The following is a 21,768-nucleotide window of genomic DNA, read 5'->3' on the forward strand; positions in this document are numbered from 1 at the left end:
CCGTTGACGCCGCTCTGCCCGCCACCCTAGCCAACATCTGTGCCTGCGCCCCCGGTTGGCGGGGGAAAGGCCTGTTCGGTCCAGATGGTCTTGCCGGAGCGGGTGTAGCGCGTGCCCCATCTCTGGACGAGCTGGGCGACGATGAGCAGGCCGCGCCCGCCTTCGTCGTCGTCGGCGCTGTGGCGCAGATGCGGTGAGGTGTGGCCCGTGTCCGCGACCTCGCACAGGAGGGTGCGGTCACGGATGAGGCGTACTTGGATGGGCCCCGCGGCGTATCTGACCGCGTTGGTCACCAGCTCGCTGACGACGAGCTCGGTCGCGAACGACAGCTCTTCGAGGCCCCATGCGTGCAGCTGCCGGGTGGCCAGCTCCCGTGCCCGGCCCGCCGCGACCGGCTCCGCGGGCAGCTCCCATTCGCTGACCTGCGCCGGGTCGAGTTCGCGGGTGCGGACGAGCAGCAGGGCGGTGTCGTCGGCCGTCGGGCCGCTCGGCAGGAGTTCCGCCACGGCACGGTCGCAGAGTTCTTCCAGCGACGCGTCCCGGTCGCCGAGCACACGGCCCAGCGAGTCGAGTCCGTGGTCGATGTCGCGGTCGCGGGCCTCGACCAGGCCGTCGGTGAAGAGCGCAAGCAGGCTGCCCACCGGCAGCTCGATCTCCAAGGACTCGAACGGCAGGCCGCCGAGGCCCAGCGGCGGTCCGGCCGGTAGGTCAGGGAAGGAGAGACGGCCGTCCGGGTCGACGACCGCGGGCGGCAGATGCCCGGCCCTGGCCATGACGCAGCGCCGCGACACCGGGTCGTAGACCGCGTAGAGACAGGTCGCCCCGGTGGTCACGTCGGCGTAGGCGCCGTCGCCCGCCCCGGGCCCGCCCCACTGCTCCTCCGCCGACTGCCCCACCAGATCGTCGAGCCGCGCGAGCAGCTCGACGGGGTCCAGGTCCATCTGCGCGAACGCACGTACGGTCGTGCGCAGCCGTCCCATGGTGGCGGCCGCCTGCAGCCCGTGACCGACCACGTCCCCGACCACGAGCCCGACCCGGGTCCCGGAGAGCGGGATGACGTCGAACCAGTCACCGCCGACGCCTGCCACATCGTCCGTGGGCAGGTAGCGGTAGGCCAGGTCGACCGCCGACTGCTCCGGCACCTTCTGCGGCAGCAACTGACGCTGGAGGGCCAGGGAAGCGGTGCGCTCGCGGGTGAAGCGGCGGGCGTTGTCGATGGACACGGCCGTCCGCGCGACCAACTCGTCGGCCAGCGCCACTTCGCCGCCGTCGAAGGAGGCGGAACCGGTGCCGCGCAGGAAGGTGACGAGCCCCAGCACGCTGTTGCCCGCCCGCAGCGGCACGACGAGCGCCGAGTCGTCGAGCACGAGGCCGCCCGAGGAGAGGGTGCGGTCCTGCGGCGAACCGGGCGGGTACCGCACCGGTGCCGGGTCCCCGGGGCGGTCGGCGTCCTCGGCCGGGCAGCGGGCGACCCGCACCAGCGACGTCGCCGCCTCGCCGCCGGTGGCGGGCACCTCGCCCTCCAGCACCGCCTTCACCAGGTCGACGGTGACCACGGCGGCGAACTCAGGCACCGCCACCTCGGTGATCTTCTCTGCGGTGACCTGCACGTCGAGGGCGGTCCCGATTCCGCGGCCCGCCTCTACGAGCAGGGCGAGACGCCGCTGGGCCCGGTGGCGATCGGTGATGTCGAAGGCGTCCTCGCACACGCCGATCACGCGTCCGGCGGCGTCCTGGAGCCGGTAGTAGGCGCAGGACCAGAGGTGCTCCGTCTCCGGGTCGCTGGGCGGGCGGGCCTGGAAGTGCAGGTCAAGGAAGGGCTCGCCGGTCTCTAGTACGTGGCGCATGACCGCGTCGAGCGTGGGCGGATGCCCCCTGGTCACGAACTTCCCTTCGGAGTACAGCTGATCGGCCCGAAGGCCGCGGAACTCGGCGAACGGCCGCCCTATCTCCCGTTCGTACGCCGTGTTGCACCAGGTCAGACGGAGGTCCGTGTCGTAGATGCCGAGGCCGACGGGCGACTGGGTGGCCAGCCCGTGCAGCAGGGCGAGGCGGGACTCCCACAGCCGGAGCTCCGTCAGCTCCGTCACGACGAGGACGCGCACCGCCGCCCCGGCGCCCGGCAGGGCGCACACCGCGGTGGCGACGGTCAGCTCACGCCCGTCGCGGTGCCGGGCGACGCGGATCTCGTTCCCCTGGAACTGGAGCGGCGGCCCGGCGGCTGTCGCGCCCGGCACCAGGAAGGCGGCCACCGGCCGCCCGACGATCTCCTCCGCCTCATAGCCGAGGAGCCGCACGGCCGCGGGGCTCCACCCGATGACCGTGTCCTGGGCGTCGATGACCGCCGTGGCCGCCCTGGTGACGTCGAGGGGACCACGAAAGTCGGCTTCCGCCGGGTTCCCTGCAGTCATCGCGCCACACCAGCCCCGTTCGTCTCCTACAGAATCCGCTGTCACCAGAGCGTGCACAACCGCGGCACGCCCACCCGGCAGAGCGGACGGGAAAAGACGAACGCGGTCCGGCCCCCTCTTGGTCTAGACCGACTGCTAGCGTCAGCCGCAGAGCGGCGTGACGGATGTGGCGCCCGGGTCGAGAGGGGACAAGACGTGGTCGTCGGCAGGCAGGCGGGGCGGGCGGGGCGGGCGTACATCGGATCCTTCACCGCGGCCGGAGGGGCCGGTGTGCTCACCGCGGCCGTTGCGCCCGACACCGGGGCCCTCACCGTGCTCGGCGCCACGGACGCGGTCGCCGACCCGTCCTACCTCGCGCTCTCGCCCGACGGCGGGACGCTCTACGCGGTCAGTGAGACCTCCGACGGCGGCGTCGCGGCGTTCCGCACCGCGGGGGACAGGGCCGAGCTCACGGGGAAGCCCGTCGCGGTCGGCTCGGCGCCGACCCACCTGGCCCTGTACGGCGGGCACGTGCTCACCGCCAACTACCGCTCGGGCAGCGTCACCGCGGTGCAGGTGCGCGCCGACGGCAGCCTCGCCCCCACGCCGTCCAGCGAGCTCCGGCACACCGGCTCGGGCCCGCACCCGCAGCGGCAGCAGGGTCCGCACGCCCACCAGGTCCTCGCGGACCCGAGCGGCCGCTGGGCGGTCAGCGTCGACCTGGGCACGGACTCCGTGCGCGTCTGCGCGTTCGGGGAGGACGGACTGACCCTGCATCGCGAGGTGGCGCTGCGTCCGGGGTCAGGACCGCGGCACCTGGTGTTCCACCCGCGCGGCGACCGTGCGTACGTCCTGAACGAGCTCAGCCCCACCCTCACCGTCTGTGCCTGGGACGCCGTCGAAGGATCGCTCAAGCCGCTCGGCGAGCTGCCCGTCCTGGCGGAGGCCCCGGAGGGCGACACCTACCCCTCCGAGGTGGTCATCGCGCCCGACGGGCGGTTCCTGTGGACCGCCACGCGCGGCCCGGACGTCATCTCGGTGATCGCTCTCGACGAGGCGGGCGACGCGCCGAGCCTCACCGCGACCGTGCCGTGCGGCGGGAAGTGGCCGCGCGACTTGGCGATCGACCCGGCGGGACGGCACCTGTACGCGGCCAATGAGCGCTCCGGGGACGTCACCTGGTTCACGATCGACCGGCAGACGGGCATCCCGAGCCGGGCAGGCTCCGTCGCGGCGCCCGCGGCCTCCTGCGTGGTCTTCGACTGACGCGCCCGGACAGCCGTACCCGTACGACGACGGGCCCGCCCCCACATCGGGGCGGGCCCGTCCTCGTACGCGCGAAACCGGTTCAGTGCACCGGCGCACCCGAGGGCTGCTGCGGCGTGATGCCGAGGGTCGTCGTGTACTTGGCGAGCGCGAGCTTGCCGATCGCCGGGTAGGGGCCGAGCGGCTCGGCGACGGAGCAGCCCGCCTCCTTCGCGGCCGCGTCGAGCAGGGCGGAGTCGAGCTCGGGGCCGATCAGGTACGGCGCGAGGGCCAGCTGGGTCGAGCCCGAGCCGCGCAGCTGCTCGGCGGTCGCGGCGATGGCGCCCTCCTGGTCGAGCGCGGCGGCCATCACCGGCACCGCGAGGCGCGCGGCGAGCAGCATGCCGGTGATCCCGGCGGCCTGCACGGCCTCCTCGCCGCCGACCGTGGCCAGCACGATGCCGTCCGCGGCCGTCGCCACGGTGAACAGGCGGGCGCGGTCGGCGCGGGCGAGACCGGCCTCCGAAAGGCGCACGTGCAGGGCCTCGGCGAGCAACGGGTGCGGGCCGAGGACGTCCGTCAGCTCGGCGGCGGCACGGCTGTCCATGACGGCCTGCCGGATGCGGCGCATCAGCGCGGCGTCGGGGCCCGCGAGCAGCGGCACGACGACGGCGACCGGGCCCTCGGGGTCGGCCACCTCGGCGCCCGCCGCGCGCGCACGCTCGACGCGGGCGATGCGCTCGGCGGCCGCGTGCGCGAGCACGGAGTGCAGCGAGGGGAACTCGGGGAAGGACGTGACGGTGGCGTCCTCCTCACCGTCGACGTAACCGATCCTGGCGTCGAGGCCGGGCAGCTCGGAGCGGGCGATGCTCACGACTTCCTCGGCGAGGCTGCGCGTGGTGGTGCTGGGGGCGCCCGGCACGGCGAGAACAAGTGCGGGCGCGCCTTCAGGAGCCGCGACGGGCTCCGGACGGCGGTGCCGGCCCGGCTGACGGGGGCGCGGCATTCGTACAGGCAGGCCGGATGCGGGCCCAGTGGGGGAGCTCATGCGCCCGCATGCTACTGGCTTGCGGGCCATCCCTGTTCGGGGAGGGTGCAGGTGGGCGGTATAAGTCCGTTTTTGTCTGATGAATTACGAAGAGGTCAACTGTCACCTTCTCCGTGGACGGAGAGCATGCGTGAGTCGAGCGGCAGCCGCAACCGGCCCGCGGCGATATCAGCCGCTATGCGCAGCGCCCCGTCCAGCGGGTCGCCCGCCGCGGGAACGGGCCGCGCGTGCGGCAGCTGGTCCGCGACTTCGGCGCGCAGCGGGGCGAGCAGTGGCTCGCCGAGCCGGAACAGACCGCCGGTGAAGGCGACTTCGCAGGCGTCGGCGGAGGGGCAGACGGCAGCCGCGGCCTCGGCGATGTGGCGGGCCGCGGCCCGCAGGATGCCGTCCGCCACGGGGTCGTCCGCGGCGCAGGCCGCGACGTCGGGTGCGAAGGAGGCGAGCACCGCGGGCCGGTCGGTGCGGGGATAGAGCTGTCCCGGCAGCCCGGCGGGCGGACCGAACACAGTCTCGGCGCGTTCGAGCAGCGCCCGCGAGCCGCCGCGTCTGCCGTCGTGCGCCCGCATCGCCGCTTCGAGCCCCGCGCGGCCGATCCAGGCGCCGCCGCCGCAGTCCCCGAGCAGGTGCCCCCAGCCGTCGGCGCGGTGCCAGGCGGTCAGGTCGGTGCCGATCGCGATCATGCCGGTGCCCGCCGCGACGACGGCGCCCGGACGGTCGCCGAGCGCCCCCGCGTACGCGGTGACGGCGTCGGCGGCCAGCGCCGTGCGGCGTACGCCCAGGGTCCGGCCGAGCGCGGACGGCAGCGCGGCGCGGAGGTCGTCACCGAGGGTCGCGAGGCCCGCGGCGCCGACGGCGACGGCCGTGATCCGGCCGCCGCCCGCCTTCTCCAGCAAGCCCCGCGCCATGGGCAGGAGTTGCTCCATGAAGTGCCCGGCGTCGATGCCGCGCGGCCCGGTGCGCACCGGCTCGGCGGAGCGCACCGGGTCGGGGCGGCGCAGTCCCGGCGGCACGAGCAGGGCCGCCCGCAGCCCCGAACCGCCCGAATCGACACCCAGCACGCACTCCCCGGACTCCCCGGGCTCCTCCGATGTCACGGCAGTCGCCAGTCCACCGGCTGTGCCCCCTGCTGGACCAGCAGGTCGTTGGCCCGGCTGAAGGGGCGCGAGCCGAAGAAGCCGCGGTCCGCCGACATGGGGGAGGGGTGCGAGGACTCCACCGAAGGCAACTGCCCGAGCAGCGGCCGCAGATTGCGCGCGTCACGCCCCCACAGGATCGACACCAGCGGCTTGCCGCGCGCGGCAAGCGCCCGTATGGCCTGCTCCGTGACCTCCTCCCAGCCCTTGCCGCGGTGCGCGGCGGGCTTGCGCGGGGCGGTCGTGAGCGCTCTGTTGAGCAGCAGGACGCCCTGCTGGGTCCAGGGGGTGAGGTCGCCGTTGGTGGGCGCGGGCAGGCCCAGGTCGCTGTTCATCTCGCGGTAGATGTTGATGAGGCTGCCGGGCAGCGGCCGCACCTCGGGCGCGACCGAGAACGACAGGCCCACCGCGTGACCGGGCGTGGGATAGGGGTCCTGGCCGACGATCAGGACGCGGACGTCGTCGAAGGGCTGCTGGAAGGCGCGCAGGACGTTCGCCCCCGACGGGAGATAGGTGCGTCCCGCGGCGATCTCCGCGCGCAGGAAGTCCCCCATCGAGGCGATCCGTTCGGCCACCGGTTCCAGGGCCTCGGCCCAGCCGGTCTCGACGATTTCATGCAAGGGTCGTGGTGCCACGGCGTCACCCTACTGCCGTAACGGCAGGGGCGATCAACCGATGGCCGCGGCCCGCACGCAGAGCACGTCCGGCAGGTGCGAGGCGAGTTGCTGCCAGCTGTCGCCGTCGTCCGCCGATGCGTACACCTCCCCGTTGCGATTGCCGAAGTAGATGCCCGCCGGGTCGCAGTCGTCGCTGCACATGGCGTCGCGCAGCACCGTGCCATAGTGGTCCTCGTGGGGCAGGCCCGTGTTGAGCGGCTCCCAGCTCAAGCCCGCGTCGGTCGTGCGGTAGACGCGACAGCGGTGGTCGGCGGGGACGCGGTCGCTGTCCGCGGTGATCGGGAAGACGTACGCCGTGCCGCCCCGGTGGGGGTGCGCGACCACCGCGAAACCGAAGTCGGAGGGCAGACCGCCGCCGATGTCGGTCCAGTGCGCGCCCGCGTCGTCGCTGCGGTACACACCCCAGTGGTTCTGCAGATAGAGCCGGTCCGGGTCGGCCGCGTCCCGCGCGACCTTGTGCACGCACTGCCCGAACTCCGGGTTCGGCTCGGGCAGGAACACCGCGGAGACGCCGTCGTTCGAAGGGGCCCAGCTCGCCCCGCCGTCCTGGGTGTGGAACACCCCGGCGGTGGACACCGCGACCGTCACCGCGCGGGCGTCGCGGGCGTCCGTCAGCACGGTGTGCAGGCCCTCACCGCCGCCGCCCGGCACCCACTTGGAGCGGGTGGGGTGCTCCCAGAGCGGACGGACGAGAGAGAAGGACTCCCCGCGGTCCTCCGAGCGGTACAGCGCGGCGGGTTCCGTGCCCGCGTACACGACGTCCGGCTCGGCGGCCGCCGGGTGCAGCTGCCACACCCGCTCCAGGGAAGCACCGGTTTCCTTGGGGAACTTCACGGCGGGCTTCGACGGCTCCGTCCAGGTCCGCCCCAGGTCGTCGGAGTGGAAGACGGAAGGGCCCCAGTGCGCGCTGTCACCGCCGACCAGGAGGCGCGGGGTCGGGCCCCGGGTGTCGATGGCGACCGAGTACACCGCCTGTGCGTTGAAGTACGGGCTGTCGTCGAACTCCCAGGCGCCACTTCGCCTGCGGCCGATGAACAGGCCCTTGCGCGTGCCTACGGTCAGGATGATGTCGGCCATGCCGACCACCTCCGGGACGTCGTTGTCTCAGGTACCGGCCAGTCTGCACCCCGGCACTGACAGTCACCCCCGGAGATGGCATCCGCGCAGGTCAGCGCCGTGTCTACCGGCCGGGCCCGGCCCCCTGCGAGCCATCCCCCGCCCGCCCCCGCGCCAGCTCCCCGGCCACCTCCGCGATCACCGCGGGCCCCACCCGGCAGCACCCGCCGATCAGCCGCGCCCCCGCTGCCCGCCACCCCGCGGCCTGCCCGGCCGCGAACCGGGACGGCCCCCGCCAGGAGCGGGCTGCGGCGTCCCACGTCTCGCCGCTGTTCGGATAGACGACCACGGGCTTGCCCGTGACCCGGGCGGCGAGCGCCACCGCGGCGTCGGCGTCCCTCGGGTCGCAGCAGTTCACGCCGACCGCGATCACCTCGTCCGCGTCGGCGGCGAGCCCGAAGGCCTCTTCGAGGGGCTGGCCCGCGCGCGTGTGCGTGCCCGCGACGCTGTACGAAAGCCAGGCGGGGACTCCGAGGCCGCGCACCGCCCGCAGCAGGGCCCGCGCCTCGTCGGTGTCGGGCACGGTCTCCAGGGCGAGGACGTCGGGCCCGGCCGCGGCGAGGGTTTCGAGCCGCGGCCGGTGGAAGCGCTCCAACGCGTCCACCGAGAGGCCGTAGCGCCCCCGGTACTCGGAGCCGTCGGCGAGCATCGCCCCGTAGGGCCCGGCGGATGCCGCCACCCAGGTCTCCCGCCCGGTCGCGGCCCCGGCACGCCGGGCCAGCCTGACGCTCAGGCCGAGGAGCTCGCGGGTACGGTCGGCGTCGATGCCGTGCCGCGCGAACCCCTCGTACGTCGCCTGGTAGCTCGCGGTGATCGCGACCTCGGCGCCCGCCTCGTAGTACGTGCGGTGGGCGGCCTCGATCGCCGCGGGCTCGTCGGCGAGCAGCCGCGCGGACCACAGGGCGTCGCTCAGGTCGTGCCCGGCGGCCTCCAACTGGTTGGCGAGGCCGCCGTCGAGCACGACCGGGCGCTGGGCAAGGACATCGGCGAGTCTCACACCGCCGACGCTAGCCGAGGCGCGGCCAGCGGGAAGTGACAGGCCACCTGGTGTCCCGTGCTGTTCGGCGTGCTGACCGGCGGTTCCGTCGTGGCGCACACGTCCTGGGCGAGGGGGCAGCGGGTCCGGAAGCGGCAGCCCGACGGGGGTTTCGCGGCGGAGGGGGTCTCGCCCTCCAGCGGCGCGCGTTCCGTGCCCGAGGCGGCCGCGGCCGCCTCCGGGTCGGGGACGTTGACCGTGTCCAGGAGCCCGCGTGTATAGGGGTGCAGCGGATGCGCGTACACCTGCTCGGCAGGACCCGACTCCACGAGCTTGCCCAGGTACATCACGCCGACGGTGTCCGCCAGATGGCGTACGACGGCCAGGTCGTGCGAGATGAACAGATAGGTCAGACCGCGCTCGCGCTGCAGCTCCCGCATCAGGTTGAGGATCTGCGCCTGCACGGACACGTCGAGCGCGGACACCGGCTCGTCGGCGACCACCAGATCAGGCGAGAGCGTCAACGCCCTTGCCAGGCCGAGGCGTTGGCGCTGGCCACCAGAGAACTCGTGCGGGTAGCGCTGCACGGCGCCGCGCGGCAGGCCCACGGCGTCGAGGAGCTCGGCGACCAGCTTCTCCTGCTCGGCGCGGCTGCCGACGCCCTGGATGACGAGCGGTTCGCGCAGGATCTCGCCGACCCGCATGCGCGGATCCATCGCGGCGGTGGAGTCCTGGAACATCAGCTGGACGCGCCGCCGGTGCGCGCGCCGTTCGGCCCGCGACATCCGTGACGGGTCGGCGCCCTCGAAGCGCACCGCGCCGCCGGTCGGTTCGTCGAGGCCCGCGACGATCCGGCCGAGCGTCGTCTTACCGCAGCCGGACTCGCCGACCATGCCGAACGTCTCGCCCCTGCGGATGGACAGGGACACCCCGCCCACCGCGCTGACCGTCCCCCGGCTGCGCGAGAACGCGCCTCCCTTGAGGGGGAACTCCTTGACCAGCGAGTCGAGTTCGAGCAGTACCTCACCTGGGGCTGCGGCAGCGGGCACGGCCGCGGGCACCACCACCTCGTCCTCGAACGCGGCGTCATCCGGAACCGGGTGGAAGCACGCGAACCGGTGCTCCGCGCCCTGTGTCCCGTCGTCCACGAGCGGCGGTTCCTCCGCACGGCACTGGTCCGTGGCGAACGTGCAGCGCGGTGCGAAACGGCAGCCCGTGGGACGCACCGCGAGGTTGGGCGGCAGTCCGGGGATGGTGTGCAGTTCCGTGCCGCTGTCGGCCGCGCGCTCGGGCAGCGCGGCGAACAGCGCCTCGGTGTAGCGGTGGCGCGGGCGCGCGAACAGGCCGCTTACGTCGGCCTGTTCGGCGACCTTGCCCGCGTACATCACCGCGACCCGGTCCACCCGGTTGGCGATGACCCCGAGGTCGTGCGTGACCAGGATCATCGCCATGCCGAGACGGGCGCGCAGATCGTCGACGAGCTCCAGGATCTGGTGCTGCGTCGTCACGTCGAGGGCGGTCGTCGGTTCGTCCGCGATCAGCAGCTTCGGCTCGCACACCAGCGCCATGGCGATGGCCACGCGCTGCCGCATGCCACCGGACAGCTGGTGCGGGTAGGCCTTCATGCGCTCGGCGGGCTGCGGCATGCCGACCAGGCGCAGCATCTCCTGGGCGCGCGCCCACGCCTCCTTCCTGCCGATGCCGGGGCGGTGCAGGAGCAGCGGCTCCGCCACCTGCGTGCCGATGGTCATCGTCGGGTTGAGGGAGGTCAGCGGGTCTTGGAAGACCATGCCGATGGTGTTGCCGCGGACGTCCTGGAGGACGGGCGCCGGGGCCGCGGCGAGGTCCTGTCCGTCGAACAGGACGCGGCCCGCGGTGATCTCGCCGCCCGGCGGCAGCAGGCCGAGGACGCTGAGCGCGGTCATCGTCTTGCCGCAGCCGGACTCGCCGACGATGCCCAGGGCCTCACCGGGGGCGAGGGAGAGGGATATGCCGTCGAGGGCGTGGACGGTCCGTTCGCGCGAGACGATGTCGACGCGCAGGCCGTCGAGGGTGAGCAGGGGCTCGGTCATCTGTCAGGTCTCCTGTTACTTCCGCAGCCGCACGTCGAACGCGTCCCGCAGTCCGTCACCGATGAAGTTGAACGCGGCGACGACCAGCACGATCGCGATGCCCGGCGGGAAGATCAGCCACCAGTAGCCGTTCTGGGTGTAGGTGATCCCGGCCGACAGCATCGAGCCCCAGTCGGCGGAGGGCGGCGGGATGCTCAGGCCGAGGAACGCGAGATAGCTGACGTAGAGGATGGCGTCGGCGATCTGGAACGTGCAGTTGACGATGACCGTGCCGATGGCGTTCGGCACGATGTGCTTGAAGACGGCACGCGTACCGCCGCCGCCCATCATCCGCATGGCCTGGACGTACTCGCGGTTGCGCAGCGACAGCGCCTCGCCGCGGACCAGGCGGGCGGGGGACAGCCAGGCCACCGCCGCGATGATCATGATCAGGACGCCCTTGCTCGGCGTGATGATCGCGGCCACCACGACGAGCAGGAACATCGCGGGGATGGCGAGCGCCGCGTCCGTCACACGCATCATCGCCGCGTCGACCCAGCCGCCGAAGTAGCCGGAGATCGCGCCGTAGACGGTGCCGAAGAGCGTGGCCAGCAGACCGGCCGCCAGGCCGATCTCCAGCGACGTCTGTCCCGCGACCATCAGACGGCCGATCATGTCGTAGCCGAGGTCGGTGGTGCCGAGGAGATGGCCGGAGCTGCCCGGCGGCAGGTTCGCCTGGGACAGGTCGGTGTGGACCTGCTCGGTGTCGTACACCAGCGGGCCGAGGTAGCTGAACGCGAGCAGCAGGAGCAGCACCACCACGCCCGTCAGGGCGAGCTTGTTGCCGGTGAAGACCCGCAGCGTGCGGCGGGCCAGCGACGGCGTGGCCTGTGCGGCGTCCTCGTGGCCTGGCGCGGTGACAGGGGCGACCGTGGTACTCATGCCACGCTCCGTATCCGGGGGTCGAGGACGGCGTACAGCACGTCGGTGAGCAGCGAGCCGACGACGGTGGCGACACCGACGACGAGCGTCACGCCGAGCAGTACGGGGAAGTCGGAGCCCTGCGCGGCGTTCCAGAACAGCAGCCCCATGCCGGGGTAGTTGAACATCGACTCGACGACGAGGGCGCCGCTGAACAGGGTCGGCAGATAGAGGCCGAGGAGCGTCGCGAGAGGGATCAGCGCGTTGCGCAGGACGTGCCTGACCATGATCCGGCGGCTCGACTGGCCCTTCGCCATCGCTGTGCGGACGTATTCCTCGGTGAGGTTGTCGAGCACCGCCGACCGCATGTAGCGGCTGAACATCGCGACGATGCCGAAGGCCATGGTGACCACCGGCAGGATCAGCCCGGTGAAGTCGCCGAGGAGCGCGCCGATCGTCTCGCCCTGTGGCGCCTCCGCCGGGAAGATGGGCATGACCTGCGCAAACAGGATGATCATGATGAGGCCGAGGAAGAACACCGGCGTCGCGTACATCAGGAACGCGAGGCCCGTCAGGGCGTAGTCCGAGGCCTTGCCGCGGCGGACGGCCTGCAGCAGGCCGAGCGGAACGGCGATGACGACCGCGAGGACGGTGGAAAGGACCGTGAGGAGCAGAGTCTTCGGCAGGCGCTGCGTCAGCAGGTCGAAGACGGGCGAGTTGAGCTTGAAGGAGTCGCCGAGGTCGCCCGTGAGCAGCCGCTTCAGATACATCGCGTACTGCATCGGCAGCGAACGGTCGTACCCCTGCTGGTGGTTGAAGTGCTCGATCTGCTGCGGCGTGCCCTTCGGGCCGAGGATGGCGCGGGCGGGTCCGCCCGGGAGCATGTGCAGGAGCACGAAGACGATGACCGACACGAGGAAGAGGACGACGATCGCCTGGAGGAGGCGCTTGACCAGAAAGCCGGTGAAGCCGGTCACTTCTCGGCCCCCTTCTTCTTGACGTAGTACCAGTGCTGGGGCGCGAAGGTGACGGTCGGGTTCTGCGAGACGCCGCGCAGGTCGTTGCGGATCACCGAGACCTGGTACGCGGGGTTCGGCATCCACATCACGGGGAGCTGCTCGGCGAGGTACTCGCCGTACTCGTGCACGGCCTTCATGTCGGGGGAGTACTGCACGCCCCGGATGATGCGGTCCGCCTTCTTGTCGCTGTAGTTGCCGAAGTTGGCGGAGGCGCCCGTCGAGAAGAGCTGCTCGCCGCTGGGGTTGAGCGGGTAGTACCAGCTGCCGGCCGTGCCGAAGAACGACATGTCCCAGTTGCAGCCCGGGTCCTTCGCCTTGCACGGGACGGAGTTGCCGAGCACCGAGTTCAGCGGCTGCTGACGCACGGTCAGGTCGATGCCGCCCTTGGAGAGCGACGACTTGAGCTCCTGCATCATGTTCGTCGTCTCGGTCGACCCCGACTGGGAGAGCAGGGTCAGTTCGAGCGGCGCGTTTTTCCCGATGCCCTTGCCGCACTCGTCCGCGCCGGTCCCGGGGCGCACACAGCGCGCCGTGCCGTCCTCGATCCGCCAACCGTGCTGCTCCAGCAGCGCCTTGGCCTTGCCGACGGAGAACGGGTACTGGTTCTTCTCCATCTTCCCGGACAGGTACTGGCTCTTCGGCGTCACCGGCACCGGGCCGAGCGTCGGTGTCGCGCTGCCCTGCCAGATGACGTTGCTCATCGCCTTCTGGTCGACGAGGTGCTGCATGGCCTGACGGATGTACAGCTGGTCCATCTTCGAGCCGCCGTGCGTGGAGTTGAAGTTGTAGACGATGTACGTCGCCGCCCAGCCCTCCCACGGATCGACGCGGTACCCCTTCTCCTCGAACTTCTCCTTCTGCGCCATCACCGACGGCGGGATGTAGCCGTAGTCGACGCCGCCCGAACGCAGCACGTTGTACTCGGAGTCGGCCGTCGTGAACGGCTTGAAGACCACCTTGTCCAGGTGCGGGCGCTCCGCCTTCGGACCGGTGAACTTCTCGTTCGGGACGATGGTGACCTGCCCGCTGTCGCGCCAGCCCGCCAGCCTCCAGGGCCCGTTGACCGTCTTCCAGAGGGGATCGGAACCGTACGAGCCAAGGCTCTTCGCGTGCTGGGTGAGCCGCGCGAAGACGGCCTTGGCGCCCGCGTGGGTGCGGTCCCAGTCGCCGATCTTCCCACCGTCCGTCTTCGCGTCCCAGGCGTGCCGGGGCAGTGCGCGCATCAGGGTGAGCTGGTTGGCGGTGAACCAGTCGGGGTTGTACGCGCGGGTCAGGTGCAGCCGCACGGTGTGGTCGTCGAGCATCTCGAACCGCTTGACGTTGTCGGGCATCGTGCCGACCGAATAGTTGCCCCAGTCCGCCTTGTTGGCCTTCACCAGGTTGAACCAGAACTCCAGGTCGCGGGCGGTGACGGGCTTGCCGTCGGACCACTTCACGCCCTCGCGCAGCGGCACGGTCACCGTCTTGTTGCCGTCGCTGTACGTCGGCTTCAGGCCGAGCGTGCTGGGGCCGTGTGTGGTCAGCTCGCCCTTCGCCTTGTCCTGCACGGCGTCGTAGACCGGCATGAAGAGCAGGGACTGGATCCCGTAGTTGTACGAGGCGCCGTAGCCGGGCGCGCCGATCGGGAAGATCCAGTTGGGTGTCGCCGCCGGTGGCAGAGCCATCGTCGCGGTCCCGCCCTTGACGGGGGTGCCGCCGGTGGGGCCCATGTCGATGCGGCCGCCCTCACGGGTGCAGCCGGTGAGGGCCGCCGCGAGGACGAGCAGCGCGGCCGCCGCGGACCTGATTGAGCGCATGGCGATGGGCCTCCAAGGGGTACGGGGCCGGCCCGTGCCGGAGTACGACGGGGCGGCGCCCGAACGCTAGGCCGAGGGTGAAAAACAAGTCAATAGCTTCATTCGGCAAAAAGTGAATAAGCGGGAAGCTCTGGCCAACTTGGTTCGACTGGTCTTAGTGTTCGTCCTGTTGTCGAACAAACACATCGAAGCAACGGGCAAGCACCTGGGGGCGGCCGCATGACCGGAACACCACTCGGCGAGCCGGGCTCGGGGCAGCACATCGTGCACCTGGTCTCGTCGGGGGCGGCCACGTCGCGCGCCGATCTCGTGCGCGAACTGGGCCTCGCCCCCTCGACGGTCTCCCTGCGGGTGCAGGAGCTGGTCGACGCCGGGCTGCTCACCGAGTCCGGCGAGGGAGCATCGCGCGGCGGGCGCAGGCCCAGGCTGCTGCGGGTGGCCGCGCGGGGCGGCGTCGCCCTCGCCGCGGACCTCGGCAGCCACCACGCACGGCTCGGCGCGGTCGACCTCGGCGGCACCGTCACCGACGCCGTCGACCTGCCGCACGACATCACCGCGGGTCCCGAGTCCGCCGTCGACTGGCTCTGCGAGCAGGCCGACGCGCTCGTCGCCCGGCAGCGCGCGGAAGGGCGCACGGTGCGCGCCTTCGGAGTCGCCTTCCCCGGCCCCGTGCAGCCCGGCACCGGCCGCGTCCTCAGCCCCTCCCGCATGCCCGGCTGGCACCGCTACCCCCTGCGCGACGTGCTCGCGGAACGGCTCGGCATCCCCGTCACCGTCGACAACGACGCGACGATGATGGCCGTCGGCGAACACCGCGTGGCCCGGCCGGAGCTGGCGCACCTCGTCGTCGTCAAGGCAGGCCGCGGCATCGGCAGCGGCGTCATCTCCGCGGGCCGCCCGCACGACGGCGCCAACGGCAGCGCGGGCGACATCAGCCACGTCCGCGTCGACGCGGCGGGCGACCGCCCCTGCAGCTGCGGCAACATCGGCTGCCTGGAGACCGTCGCCAGCGGCGCCGCCCTGATCCGCGAACTCGCGCTGCAGGGCGTCGAGGTGTCCGACACCAGCGATCTACTGCGGCTCGTCGCCGACGGCGACCCGCAGGCCACCACCCTCGTCCGTACCGCGGGGCGGCACATCGGCACGGTCCTCTCCGTCGTCGTCAACTTCTTCAACCCGCAGGCCGTGGCCCTCGGCGGCGTACTCGCCACCGCGGAACCGCTGGTCGCAGCCGTGCGCGGCGTCCTCTACGAACGCTGCCTGCCGCTCGCCACGGCCGACCTGGAGATCACCACCACCGTCACCGGCGTCGACGCGGGCCTCCTCGGCGCGGGCCTCACCGCACTGCGCAGGAACCTGCCGACCTCCCCGACGCCCGCGACCTCCCCGACCGCCCCCGCACCCCAGGAAGAGAGCGCACCCGCATGACCCCCTCCGCCTCCGCGAACCCCCGCCGCCTGCGCATCGGCATCGGCGGCATCGGCATCGAGTCGTCCACGTTCTGCCCGCACCGCTCCACCACCGACGACTTCCGCCAGACCCGCGGCCAGGACCTCCTCGACCGCTACACGTGGACGAGGGCGGACTCCGACCTCGCCGCCACCGTCGAATGGGTGCCCCTGCTGCACGCGACCTCGCTGCCCGGCGGACCGGTGGAGGCGGAGTCGTACCTGATCCTCAAGAACGAACTCGTCACCCGCATCAGGGAGGCGGGCCCGCTCGACGGCCTCGTGTACGACATCCACGGCGCGATGAGCGTCATCGGCCTCACCGACGCCGAGGCCGACCTCACCGAAGCGGTGCGCGCCGCCGTCGACGCCGTGGGCACCCCGGACGGCACCGGCCGCCCGATGATCTCCACCGCCATGGACCTGCACGGCAACGTCTCGCGCCGCTTCGCCGAGCCGATCGACCTGCTCACCGCCCACCGCCTCGCCCCGCACGAGGACGCCTGGGAGACCCGTGAGCGCGCGGCCCGCAACCTCGTCCGCTGCCTCCTCGACGGCACCCGCCCGCACCGCGCCTGGGTCCAGGTCCCCGTGCTGCTGCCCGGCGAGAAGACCAGCACCCGCCTGGAGCCCGCCAAGTCCCTCTACGCCTCGCTCGCCGAGATCGAACAGCTCCCCGGCATCCTCGACGCGGCCATGTGGGTCGGCTACGCCTGGGCCGACGAGCCGCGCTGCAAGGCCGCCATCGTCGTCACCGGCGACGACGCCGATCGAGCCGCCGCCGAGGCCGAGAAGCTCGCCCGCCGCTACTGGGACGCGCGCCGCGACTTCGTCTTCGTCGGCCCGACGGGCTCCGCGCAGGAGTGCATCGAGAAGGCGGCGGCCTCGACCGCACGGCCCTTCCTGATCAGCGACTCGGGCGACAACCCGACGGCGGGCGGCGCGGGCGACCTCGCGTACATGCTGGAGAAACTGCTCGCCAACGACGACGTCCGCGCCGGCCGGGTCACCGCGGTGCACCCCGGCATCACCGACCCGGTGGCCGTCGCCCGGTGCTTCGAGGCGGGCGTGGGCGCGGAGGTCACGCTGAGCGTCGGCGGCAAGGTCGACGCGAACCACGGCGGTCCCTATGACCTCACCGGCACCGTCGTCGCCCTGCAGCGCGCCGCCGACCAGAAGGACCGGGCGGAGGGCGGCGCGTACGACCGCGGTGTCGACATGGCGGCCGTGCGCCACGGCGGTCTCACGGTGATCCTCGTCGAGCGCCGCAAGCCGTTCCACACGCTCGCCGACTTCATGGGCCCGGCGGAGGGCGGCCTCGGCATCGACCCCCGCACGTACGACCTCGTGATCGTGAAGATCGGCTACCTGGAGCCCGAGCTCCACGACATGGCCGCCGACTGGCTCCTCGCCCTCACACCGGGCGGCGTGGACCAGGACCTGCTGCGGCTCGGCCACCACCGGGTGGAGCGGCCGCTGTATCCGTTCGACGAGGATGCGTACGACGCGCACGACGGCGGGGCGCCTGACCTGACGCCGGTGCGGCTCGCCCCGCTCGGCCAACTCACCCCGTTCGCACCGTGAGAAGGGGGTTCAGCTGCGGGAACGGGTCTGCGAAGGTGATCCCTTCGAGCCGCCCGTAGCGCAGAGGAGCCCCCGTGAAGCGTGCCGCCACCCTGTCCGCCCTGGTCTGTCTGCTGGCCGTCACCGCCGCCGCGCCCGCCTCGCCGGACGCGGCCCGGCGGCCGGACCGGCACCAGGGGACCCTCCTCGACTCCGTCCCGAAGAAGGGCGTACTGAAGGTCTGCACGACCGGCGACTACGCCCCGTTCACGAAGCTCGACCCCGCCGACGGCACGTACAGCGGCGTCGACATCAAGATGGCGCAGGACCTGGCGAAGAGCCTCGAAGCCAAGCCGAAGTTCGTGGCGACGACCTGGGCGAACCTGACCAAGGACGTGGCGGCGGGGCGCTGTGACGTCGGCGTCGGAGGCGTCTCGATCACGCTGCCGCGCGCCCGGCAGGTCTACTTCAGCGAGCCGACGCGCGAGGACGGCAAGACCCCAGTCGTGCGCTGCGCCGACAAGGACAAGTTCGGGGCGGGCGCCCTCGCGGACATCGACAAGCCCGGCACGACTGTGATCGTCAACCCCGGCGGCACCAACGAGCAGTTCGCGCGCGCCCACATCAAGAAGGCGACGATCAAGCTGCACCCGGAGAACACCACGATCTTCCAGGAGATCATCGAGGGCCGTGCGGACGTGATGATGACGGACGCGAGCGAGACGCTCTACCAGTCGAAGATCCACCCCGAACTCTGCTCCCTCCACCCGGAGAAGCCCTTCACCTTCTCCGAGAAGGCGTATGCGACGCCGCGCGGCGACGACGAGTTCAAGGAGTACGTCGACCAGTTCGTGCACCTGGCGAAGCACGACGGGACGTACGCGAAGTACGAGGCGGAGTGGATGAAGTGAGCCGGCAGGGCTGGGGCGTTCAGTACACCTTGACGGTGCCGACGGAAGGCGCGGCCGGGGAGGCGGCGGCCGCGCTCGCCCGGCACGGGCACCGGCTGACCGCCGTGCGCGAACACGGTCCCCTGCCCTTCGAACTCGGCGACTGGTACGGCAAGTCCGTCCGGGGCGAGGAGCTCCGGGGCTGGTGGCAGGTGTTCTCGCTTGCGGTGTACGTCACCGGGGGCGGGGGTGAGGCCGACGGCGGCGCGTTCGCGGACCGGATACCGGTCTTCAGGCCGTACCTGAGTGGTCAAGCGCGGTGGGTCGCTGCCGTCGCACGGTCGCACGGCGGATTCAGCGAGGGTTGTGCCGAGGGCCACGAGTCGACCATGGAGGGGACGTTCGACAGGTCGGGGCTGCTCCATGAGAGCTCCGGGGCGGTGGTCGCCGTGCCGGAACCTGAGCTTCCCGGGGCGGAGGAGGTGGCTGGGCCTCAGGCACCGGCGTGGATCTTGCCCGAGCCCGGCGACCCGGCGCCTCTCGTCGCGGCGGTGGTCGAGGTGGCGGGGCGCATGTACGGGAGCGCGGCGGAGGGTGCCCCGGAGGCGGTGGCCTGGCTGCTGGACGAGGACTTCGCCTTCGGGGACCCGTACGAGTCCGGCGGCGATTTCCTCGCCGACCTGGACGACGCGGTGGCACACCAGGGAACGTGCGTGCCCGGGACGGCGGAGGCGGTGCCCTTCCTGGTGGCGGTCGCCACGGAACCCGCGGTACCGGCGGGCGCAAGGTCGGCGGTCCTCCTCGACCTGCTCCGGCACTCGACCGCGGGCGCGGCGGACGACGTGGCCCTGGCCGACCGCCACGCGGCGCTGGGCCACACCACCGCGGAGACCGAGGCGGAACGCGCCGTCCGAGATGCGGTGGGCGCTGCGGTGCCGCACCTCCTGACGCGGTGGGACAAAGCCCTCGACATCGAGCGCTTCGTGCTGGCGGCACTGGCCGCGGCACACCATCGCCCCGGGGCGGGGGTGGACGCCGTCTGCGGAGTCCACCTGGCCGACCTGCCCGCTCCCACGGGCACGGACCGCGCGGACACGGTGGCGCTGATGCGGGTGTTGCTGGACGGGGGCGACCACGGGGAGGTCGGCGGTCGTGGCGGTGCCAGCCCCCATGCGCGCCTCAGGGACGTGTGGGTCGCGGACCTTACGGGCCGCGTGTCGCGCGATGCCGGGCGGGATGTCGGCGCGCTATGAGGTCGGTTTCTGGCCTCTAGGTGGGGGAGACCTCCGGGATCCGTGGCGTCCATGCGGCGGTGAGCAGCGAGGCGGTGGCCGCGCCGGTGTAGAGGGACGCGGCCAGCCACGCCTCCGCGTACGCGTCGGGGTCGGCGGGGCGCAGTCGGCCGAGCGCGTCGTGGGTGCGGTCGGCGGCCGTGTCCGTGAGGCGCCGGGCGCACAGGGCTCCCGTGGTGAGGCCCACCGTCCTTAGGCGCCGGGGGAGTTCTCCGCCGGTGTCCGCCGCGGCGACGGGGCGGCCACCGGCCACCGCGCGGTCCACGGCGCGGCGGAGGAGTCCGAGCTCCATGGGGAGCGATGGGGGCGGGGTCGGGGACGGATACGGGGTCGGGGGCTCGACGGTCGGCGGTGCTGACGGCTCTCCTTCGGGCGGCAGCTGGGCGGTGTGCAGACGACGCAGCCCCAGGTCGGCGCGGAAGGTCCGGCCGTCATGGCCGGTCCAGGCGGCCGCCAGGGCGAGGACGCCACCGGGCCGGTCGGGGGAGACGCGCCCAGGCGGGGAACCCGAGCGACTGGCGCTGCACCCGCCCGACCGTGGCGGCCGTGGCCGCGCCGAACCCCAGGTACTCCAGGGCGAGATCCTCGGCGGGACCGATCGCCTCGGGCACCAGCCGCACCACCGTGCGCCCCTCGAGCACCGGGTGCGCGTACGCCCGAGCGGTCAGCGTGTCCCCGGCCTCGCCACCGGCCCCCGGCAGCACCGCCCCCGCCTCCAGCAGCCTCTGATCCCTGCTCACAACTGTGCTCACAGCCGTACTCACAGCCCTGCTCGCGACCCCGCTCACCGTTCCCTCGCCCCGTCCTCGTCGGACTCGTCGAACTCATTGCTCACCACGCGCGCCGCGTGCACCAGGGCAGCCATCCGGACCCCCTCCGACCAGGCCACCGGCCCCACCTCGCCGAGCGGCACCCGCCGCCCGCCGACGGCCCGCCACTCCAGCCCGCCCGTGCGGGTCTCGTTCTCGGGATAGTCGTCACCGAGCCAGTACGCCGCTTCGAGGGCGCGGCCGTCCTCCGTCAGCGCGCACACCGCGTATCCCCCGCGCACGCGGTAGCCGTACGCCGCCACTCTCGCCGTCGCGTGCCGCAGCTCCTCGAACTTGGCGTCGGCGAAGGCCCCCCATTCCAGCGCCGCCCCTTCGACCGTCTCAGGGCGCGGCCAGACCTCGCGGAACAGCTGGTCCAGGCCCTGCTCGACGCCCAACTCGGCGGCGAACTCCCGCAGGTCCGCCAGGTCGTCGAGGAGCACCGGATGCGGTATCAGCACCTGCTCGGCGTCGAGCCGCACCGAGTCGCCGTCCAGGTCCACGATGCCGAGGCCCCGCTCGGGATCGGCGTCCCGCAGGAACCCGGCGCGCTCCACATCGGCGCCCCCGTCGGCCCCCCACCGGCGCCACCACCAGGTCGCGCAGCGCCCCCTGCCAGGCCGCGTCGGGCCACACCTCGGTGAGGAGCCGGGCGGGCACGGGCAGGGAGCGCACCAGCCAGGTGTCCACCTGCTCCCGGCACTCCCGCTCGTGCCGCTCCAGCCATTCGGCGAGCTGCCGCAGCCGCACCACTTCGGCGTCGTCGCGCAGCTTCGCGGGGACCTGTTTCAGCGTGCGCCCCGCGGCGCTCCTGCACAGCACCCGAGTGCCGTCCAGGGTGACCGCATACCCGCCCGCCGCCTCGACCCAGCCCATGACAGGACCCCTCCCAGGCCTCCTGCTTGCCATGTCGATCACAGTAGGTGAGGGGTCTGACAATCCCGCCGCCGGAGGCGAGGTGAGGGGGACGCGGCCGTTTGATCGCGGCGGCACGGGGGACCCGGTCGGCATGACCGTCCACAAGAACACCGTGCTCGTACTGGACTGCTCCGAGCCCGAGCGGCTCGCCGAGTTCTACGCCGGACTGCTGGGCGCCGATGTCAGGTTGAGCAAGGACCCGGACTACGTCGAGGTCACGAACGACAGCGGGGTCTGCCTGGCCGTGCACCGGGAGCGGGACTACATCCCGCCGAGCTGGCCCCGCCCGGAGGACTCGCAGCAGGCGCACCTGCGGATCATGGTGGCCAGGAACGACATGGACGAGGCGGAACGCGAGGTGGTCGGTCTCGGCGCGCGTCCCGTCGACACCAAGAACAACAACGGCCCCCGGGACACTCGTACTTACTCCGATCCGGCAGGGCACTCCTTCACCCTGGCGGCGATACCCGAGTAAC

18 protein-coding genes and 1 pseudogene are annotated in these 21,768 nt (G+C 72.5%); 6 read left to right on the plus strand and 13 right to left on the minus strand.

Annotation, left to right across the window (positions count from 1 at the left end; genetic code table 11):
• Positions 1–26 precede the first annotated feature (26 nt).
• Positions 27–2,411, minus strand: a complete 2,385-nt coding sequence (locus AC068B_RS19310; RefSeq protein WP_478672797.1) for a SpoIIE family protein phosphatase — start codon at positions 2,409–2,411, stop codon at positions 27–29.
• Positions 2,412–2,606: 195 nt separating this feature from the next.
• Between AC068B_RS19310 and AC068B_RS19315 the strand changes: the two genes are divergently transcribed.
• The gene (locus tag AC068B_RS19315) at positions 2,607–3,656 is read left to right on the plus strand and encodes a lactonase family protein (protein WP_478672798.1); all 1,050 of its coding nucleotides are present in this window, start codon (positions 2,607–2,609) and stop codon (positions 3,654–3,656) included.
• Between the two features lie 82 nt (positions 3,657–3,738).
• Here the strand turns inward: AC068B_RS19315 and AC068B_RS19320 are convergent, their stop codons facing one another.
• The 9 genes from AC068B_RS19320 to AC068B_RS19360 all read right to left on the minus strand — a co-directional run bounded on the left by AC068B_RS19320 (position 3,739) and on the right by AC068B_RS19360 (position 14,372).
• Entirely contained in the window at positions 3,739–4,683 is a 945-nt protein-coding gene (locus AC068B_RS19320; protein WP_356254172.1) for a sirohydrochlorin chelatase, read from the minus strand.
• Positions 4,684–4,778: 95 nt separating this feature from the next.
• Positions 4,779–5,777: an N-acetylglucosamine kinase gene (locus AC068B_RS19325; RefSeq protein WP_478672799.1), complete on the minus strand. Its 999-nt coding sequence runs from the start codon at positions 5,775–5,777 to the stop codon at positions 4,779–4,781.
• A complete protein-coding gene (locus AC068B_RS19330; protein WP_468561697.1) occupies positions 5,774–6,451 on the minus strand; it encodes a uracil-DNA glycosylase in 678 nt (225 codons plus the stop codon). The genes AC068B_RS19325 and AC068B_RS19330 overlap by 4 nt, the downstream gene beginning before the upstream one ends.
• A gap of 33 nt (positions 6,452–6,484) precedes the next feature.
• Positions 6,485–7,570 (minus strand): WD40/YVTN/BNR-like repeat-containing protein, encoded by a 1,086-nt coding sequence (locus tag AC068B_RS19335; protein WP_478672800.1) that lies wholly within the window; start codon positions 7,568–7,570, stop codon positions 6,485–6,487.
• A gap of 103 nt (positions 7,571–7,673) precedes the next feature.
• The gene (mmuM, locus tag AC068B_RS19340) at positions 7,674–8,606 is read right to left on the minus strand and encodes a homocysteine S-methyltransferase (RefSeq protein WP_478672801.1); all 933 of its coding nucleotides are present in this window, start codon (positions 8,604–8,606) and stop codon (positions 7,674–7,676) included.
• On the minus strand, positions 8,603–10,657 hold the full coding sequence (locus AC068B_RS19345) for an ABC transporter ATP-binding protein (protein ID WP_478672802.1): 2,055 nt from the start codon (positions 10,655–10,657) through the stop codon (positions 8,603–8,605). Before AC068B_RS19345 ends, mmuM begins: the two co-directional genes overlap by 4 nt.
• A 15-nt stretch (positions 10,658–10,672) precedes the next feature.
• On the minus strand, positions 10,673–11,578 hold the full coding sequence (locus tag AC068B_RS19350; protein WP_468561689.1) for an ABC transporter permease: 906 nt from the start codon (positions 11,576–11,578) through the stop codon (positions 10,673–10,675).
• Positions 11,575–12,534 (minus strand): ABC transporter permease, encoded by a 960-nt coding sequence (locus AC068B_RS19355; RefSeq protein WP_356254151.1) that lies wholly within the window; start codon positions 12,532–12,534, stop codon positions 11,575–11,577. The genes AC068B_RS19350 and AC068B_RS19355 overlap by 4 nt, the downstream gene beginning before the upstream one ends.
• Positions 12,531–14,372, minus strand: a complete 1,842-nt coding sequence (locus AC068B_RS19360; protein ID WP_478672804.1) for a peptide ABC transporter substrate-binding protein — start codon at positions 14,370–14,372, stop codon at positions 12,531–12,533. Before AC068B_RS19360 ends, AC068B_RS19355 begins: the two co-directional genes overlap by 4 nt.
• 219 nt (positions 14,373–14,591) lie before the next feature.
• On the opposite strand from AC068B_RS19360, the gene AC068B_RS19365 reads away from it, so the two are divergent.
• The 4 genes from AC068B_RS19365 to AC068B_RS19380 all read left to right on the plus strand — a co-directional run bounded on the left by AC068B_RS19365 (position 14,592) and on the right by AC068B_RS19380 (position 19,526).
• Entirely contained in the window at positions 14,592–15,800 is a 1,209-nt protein-coding gene (locus tag AC068B_RS19365) for an ROK family protein (RefSeq protein ID WP_478672805.1), read from the plus strand.
• On the plus strand, positions 15,797–17,404 hold the full coding sequence (locus tag AC068B_RS19370) for a M81 family metallopeptidase (RefSeq protein WP_478672806.1): 1,608 nt from the start codon (positions 15,797–15,799) through the stop codon (positions 17,402–17,404). Before AC068B_RS19365 ends, AC068B_RS19370 begins: the two co-directional genes overlap by 4 nt.
• A 74-nt stretch (positions 17,405–17,478) precedes the next feature.
• Positions 17,479–18,294, plus strand: a complete 816-nt coding sequence (locus AC068B_RS19375; RefSeq protein WP_478672807.1) for a transporter substrate-binding domain-containing protein — start codon at positions 17,479–17,481, stop codon at positions 18,292–18,294.
• Positions 18,295–18,329: 35 nt separating this feature from the next.
• Positions 18,330–19,526: a hypothetical protein gene (locus tag AC068B_RS19380; protein WP_478672809.1), complete on the plus strand. Its 1,197-nt coding sequence runs from the start codon at positions 18,330–18,332 to the stop codon at positions 19,524–19,526.
• A gap of 16 nt (positions 19,527–19,542) precedes the next feature.
• Here the strand turns inward: AC068B_RS19380 and AC068B_RS19385 are convergent, their stop codons facing one another.
• From AC068B_RS19385 to AC068B_RS19395, 3 genes and pseudogenes are all read right to left on the minus strand, one after another.
• Positions 19,543–19,857 (minus strand): hypothetical protein, encoded by a 315-nt coding sequence (locus AC068B_RS19385; protein ID WP_478672810.1) that lies wholly within the window; start codon positions 19,855–19,857, stop codon positions 19,543–19,545.
• A gap of 139 nt (positions 19,858–19,996) precedes the next feature.
• Positions 19,997–20,305: a hypothetical protein gene (locus AC068B_RS19390; RefSeq protein ID WP_478672811.1), complete on the minus strand. Its 309-nt coding sequence runs from the start codon at positions 20,303–20,305 to the stop codon at positions 19,997–19,999.
• 44 nt (positions 20,306–20,349) lie between these two features.
• Positions 20,350–21,250: pseudogene (locus AC068B_RS19395) on the minus strand (DUF4132 domain-containing protein).
• A 133-nt stretch (positions 21,251–21,383) separates the two neighbouring features.
• On the opposite strand from AC068B_RS19395, the gene AC068B_RS19400 reads away from it, so the two are divergent.
• The gene (locus tag AC068B_RS19400) at positions 21,384–21,767 is read left to right on the plus strand and encodes a VOC family protein (RefSeq protein ID WP_478672812.1); all 384 of its coding nucleotides are present in this window, start codon (positions 21,384–21,386) and stop codon (positions 21,765–21,767) included.
• The last annotated feature ends 1 nt before the right edge of the window (position 21,768 follow it).

The organism is Streptomyces sp. NPDC042371 (assembly GCF_056437465.1).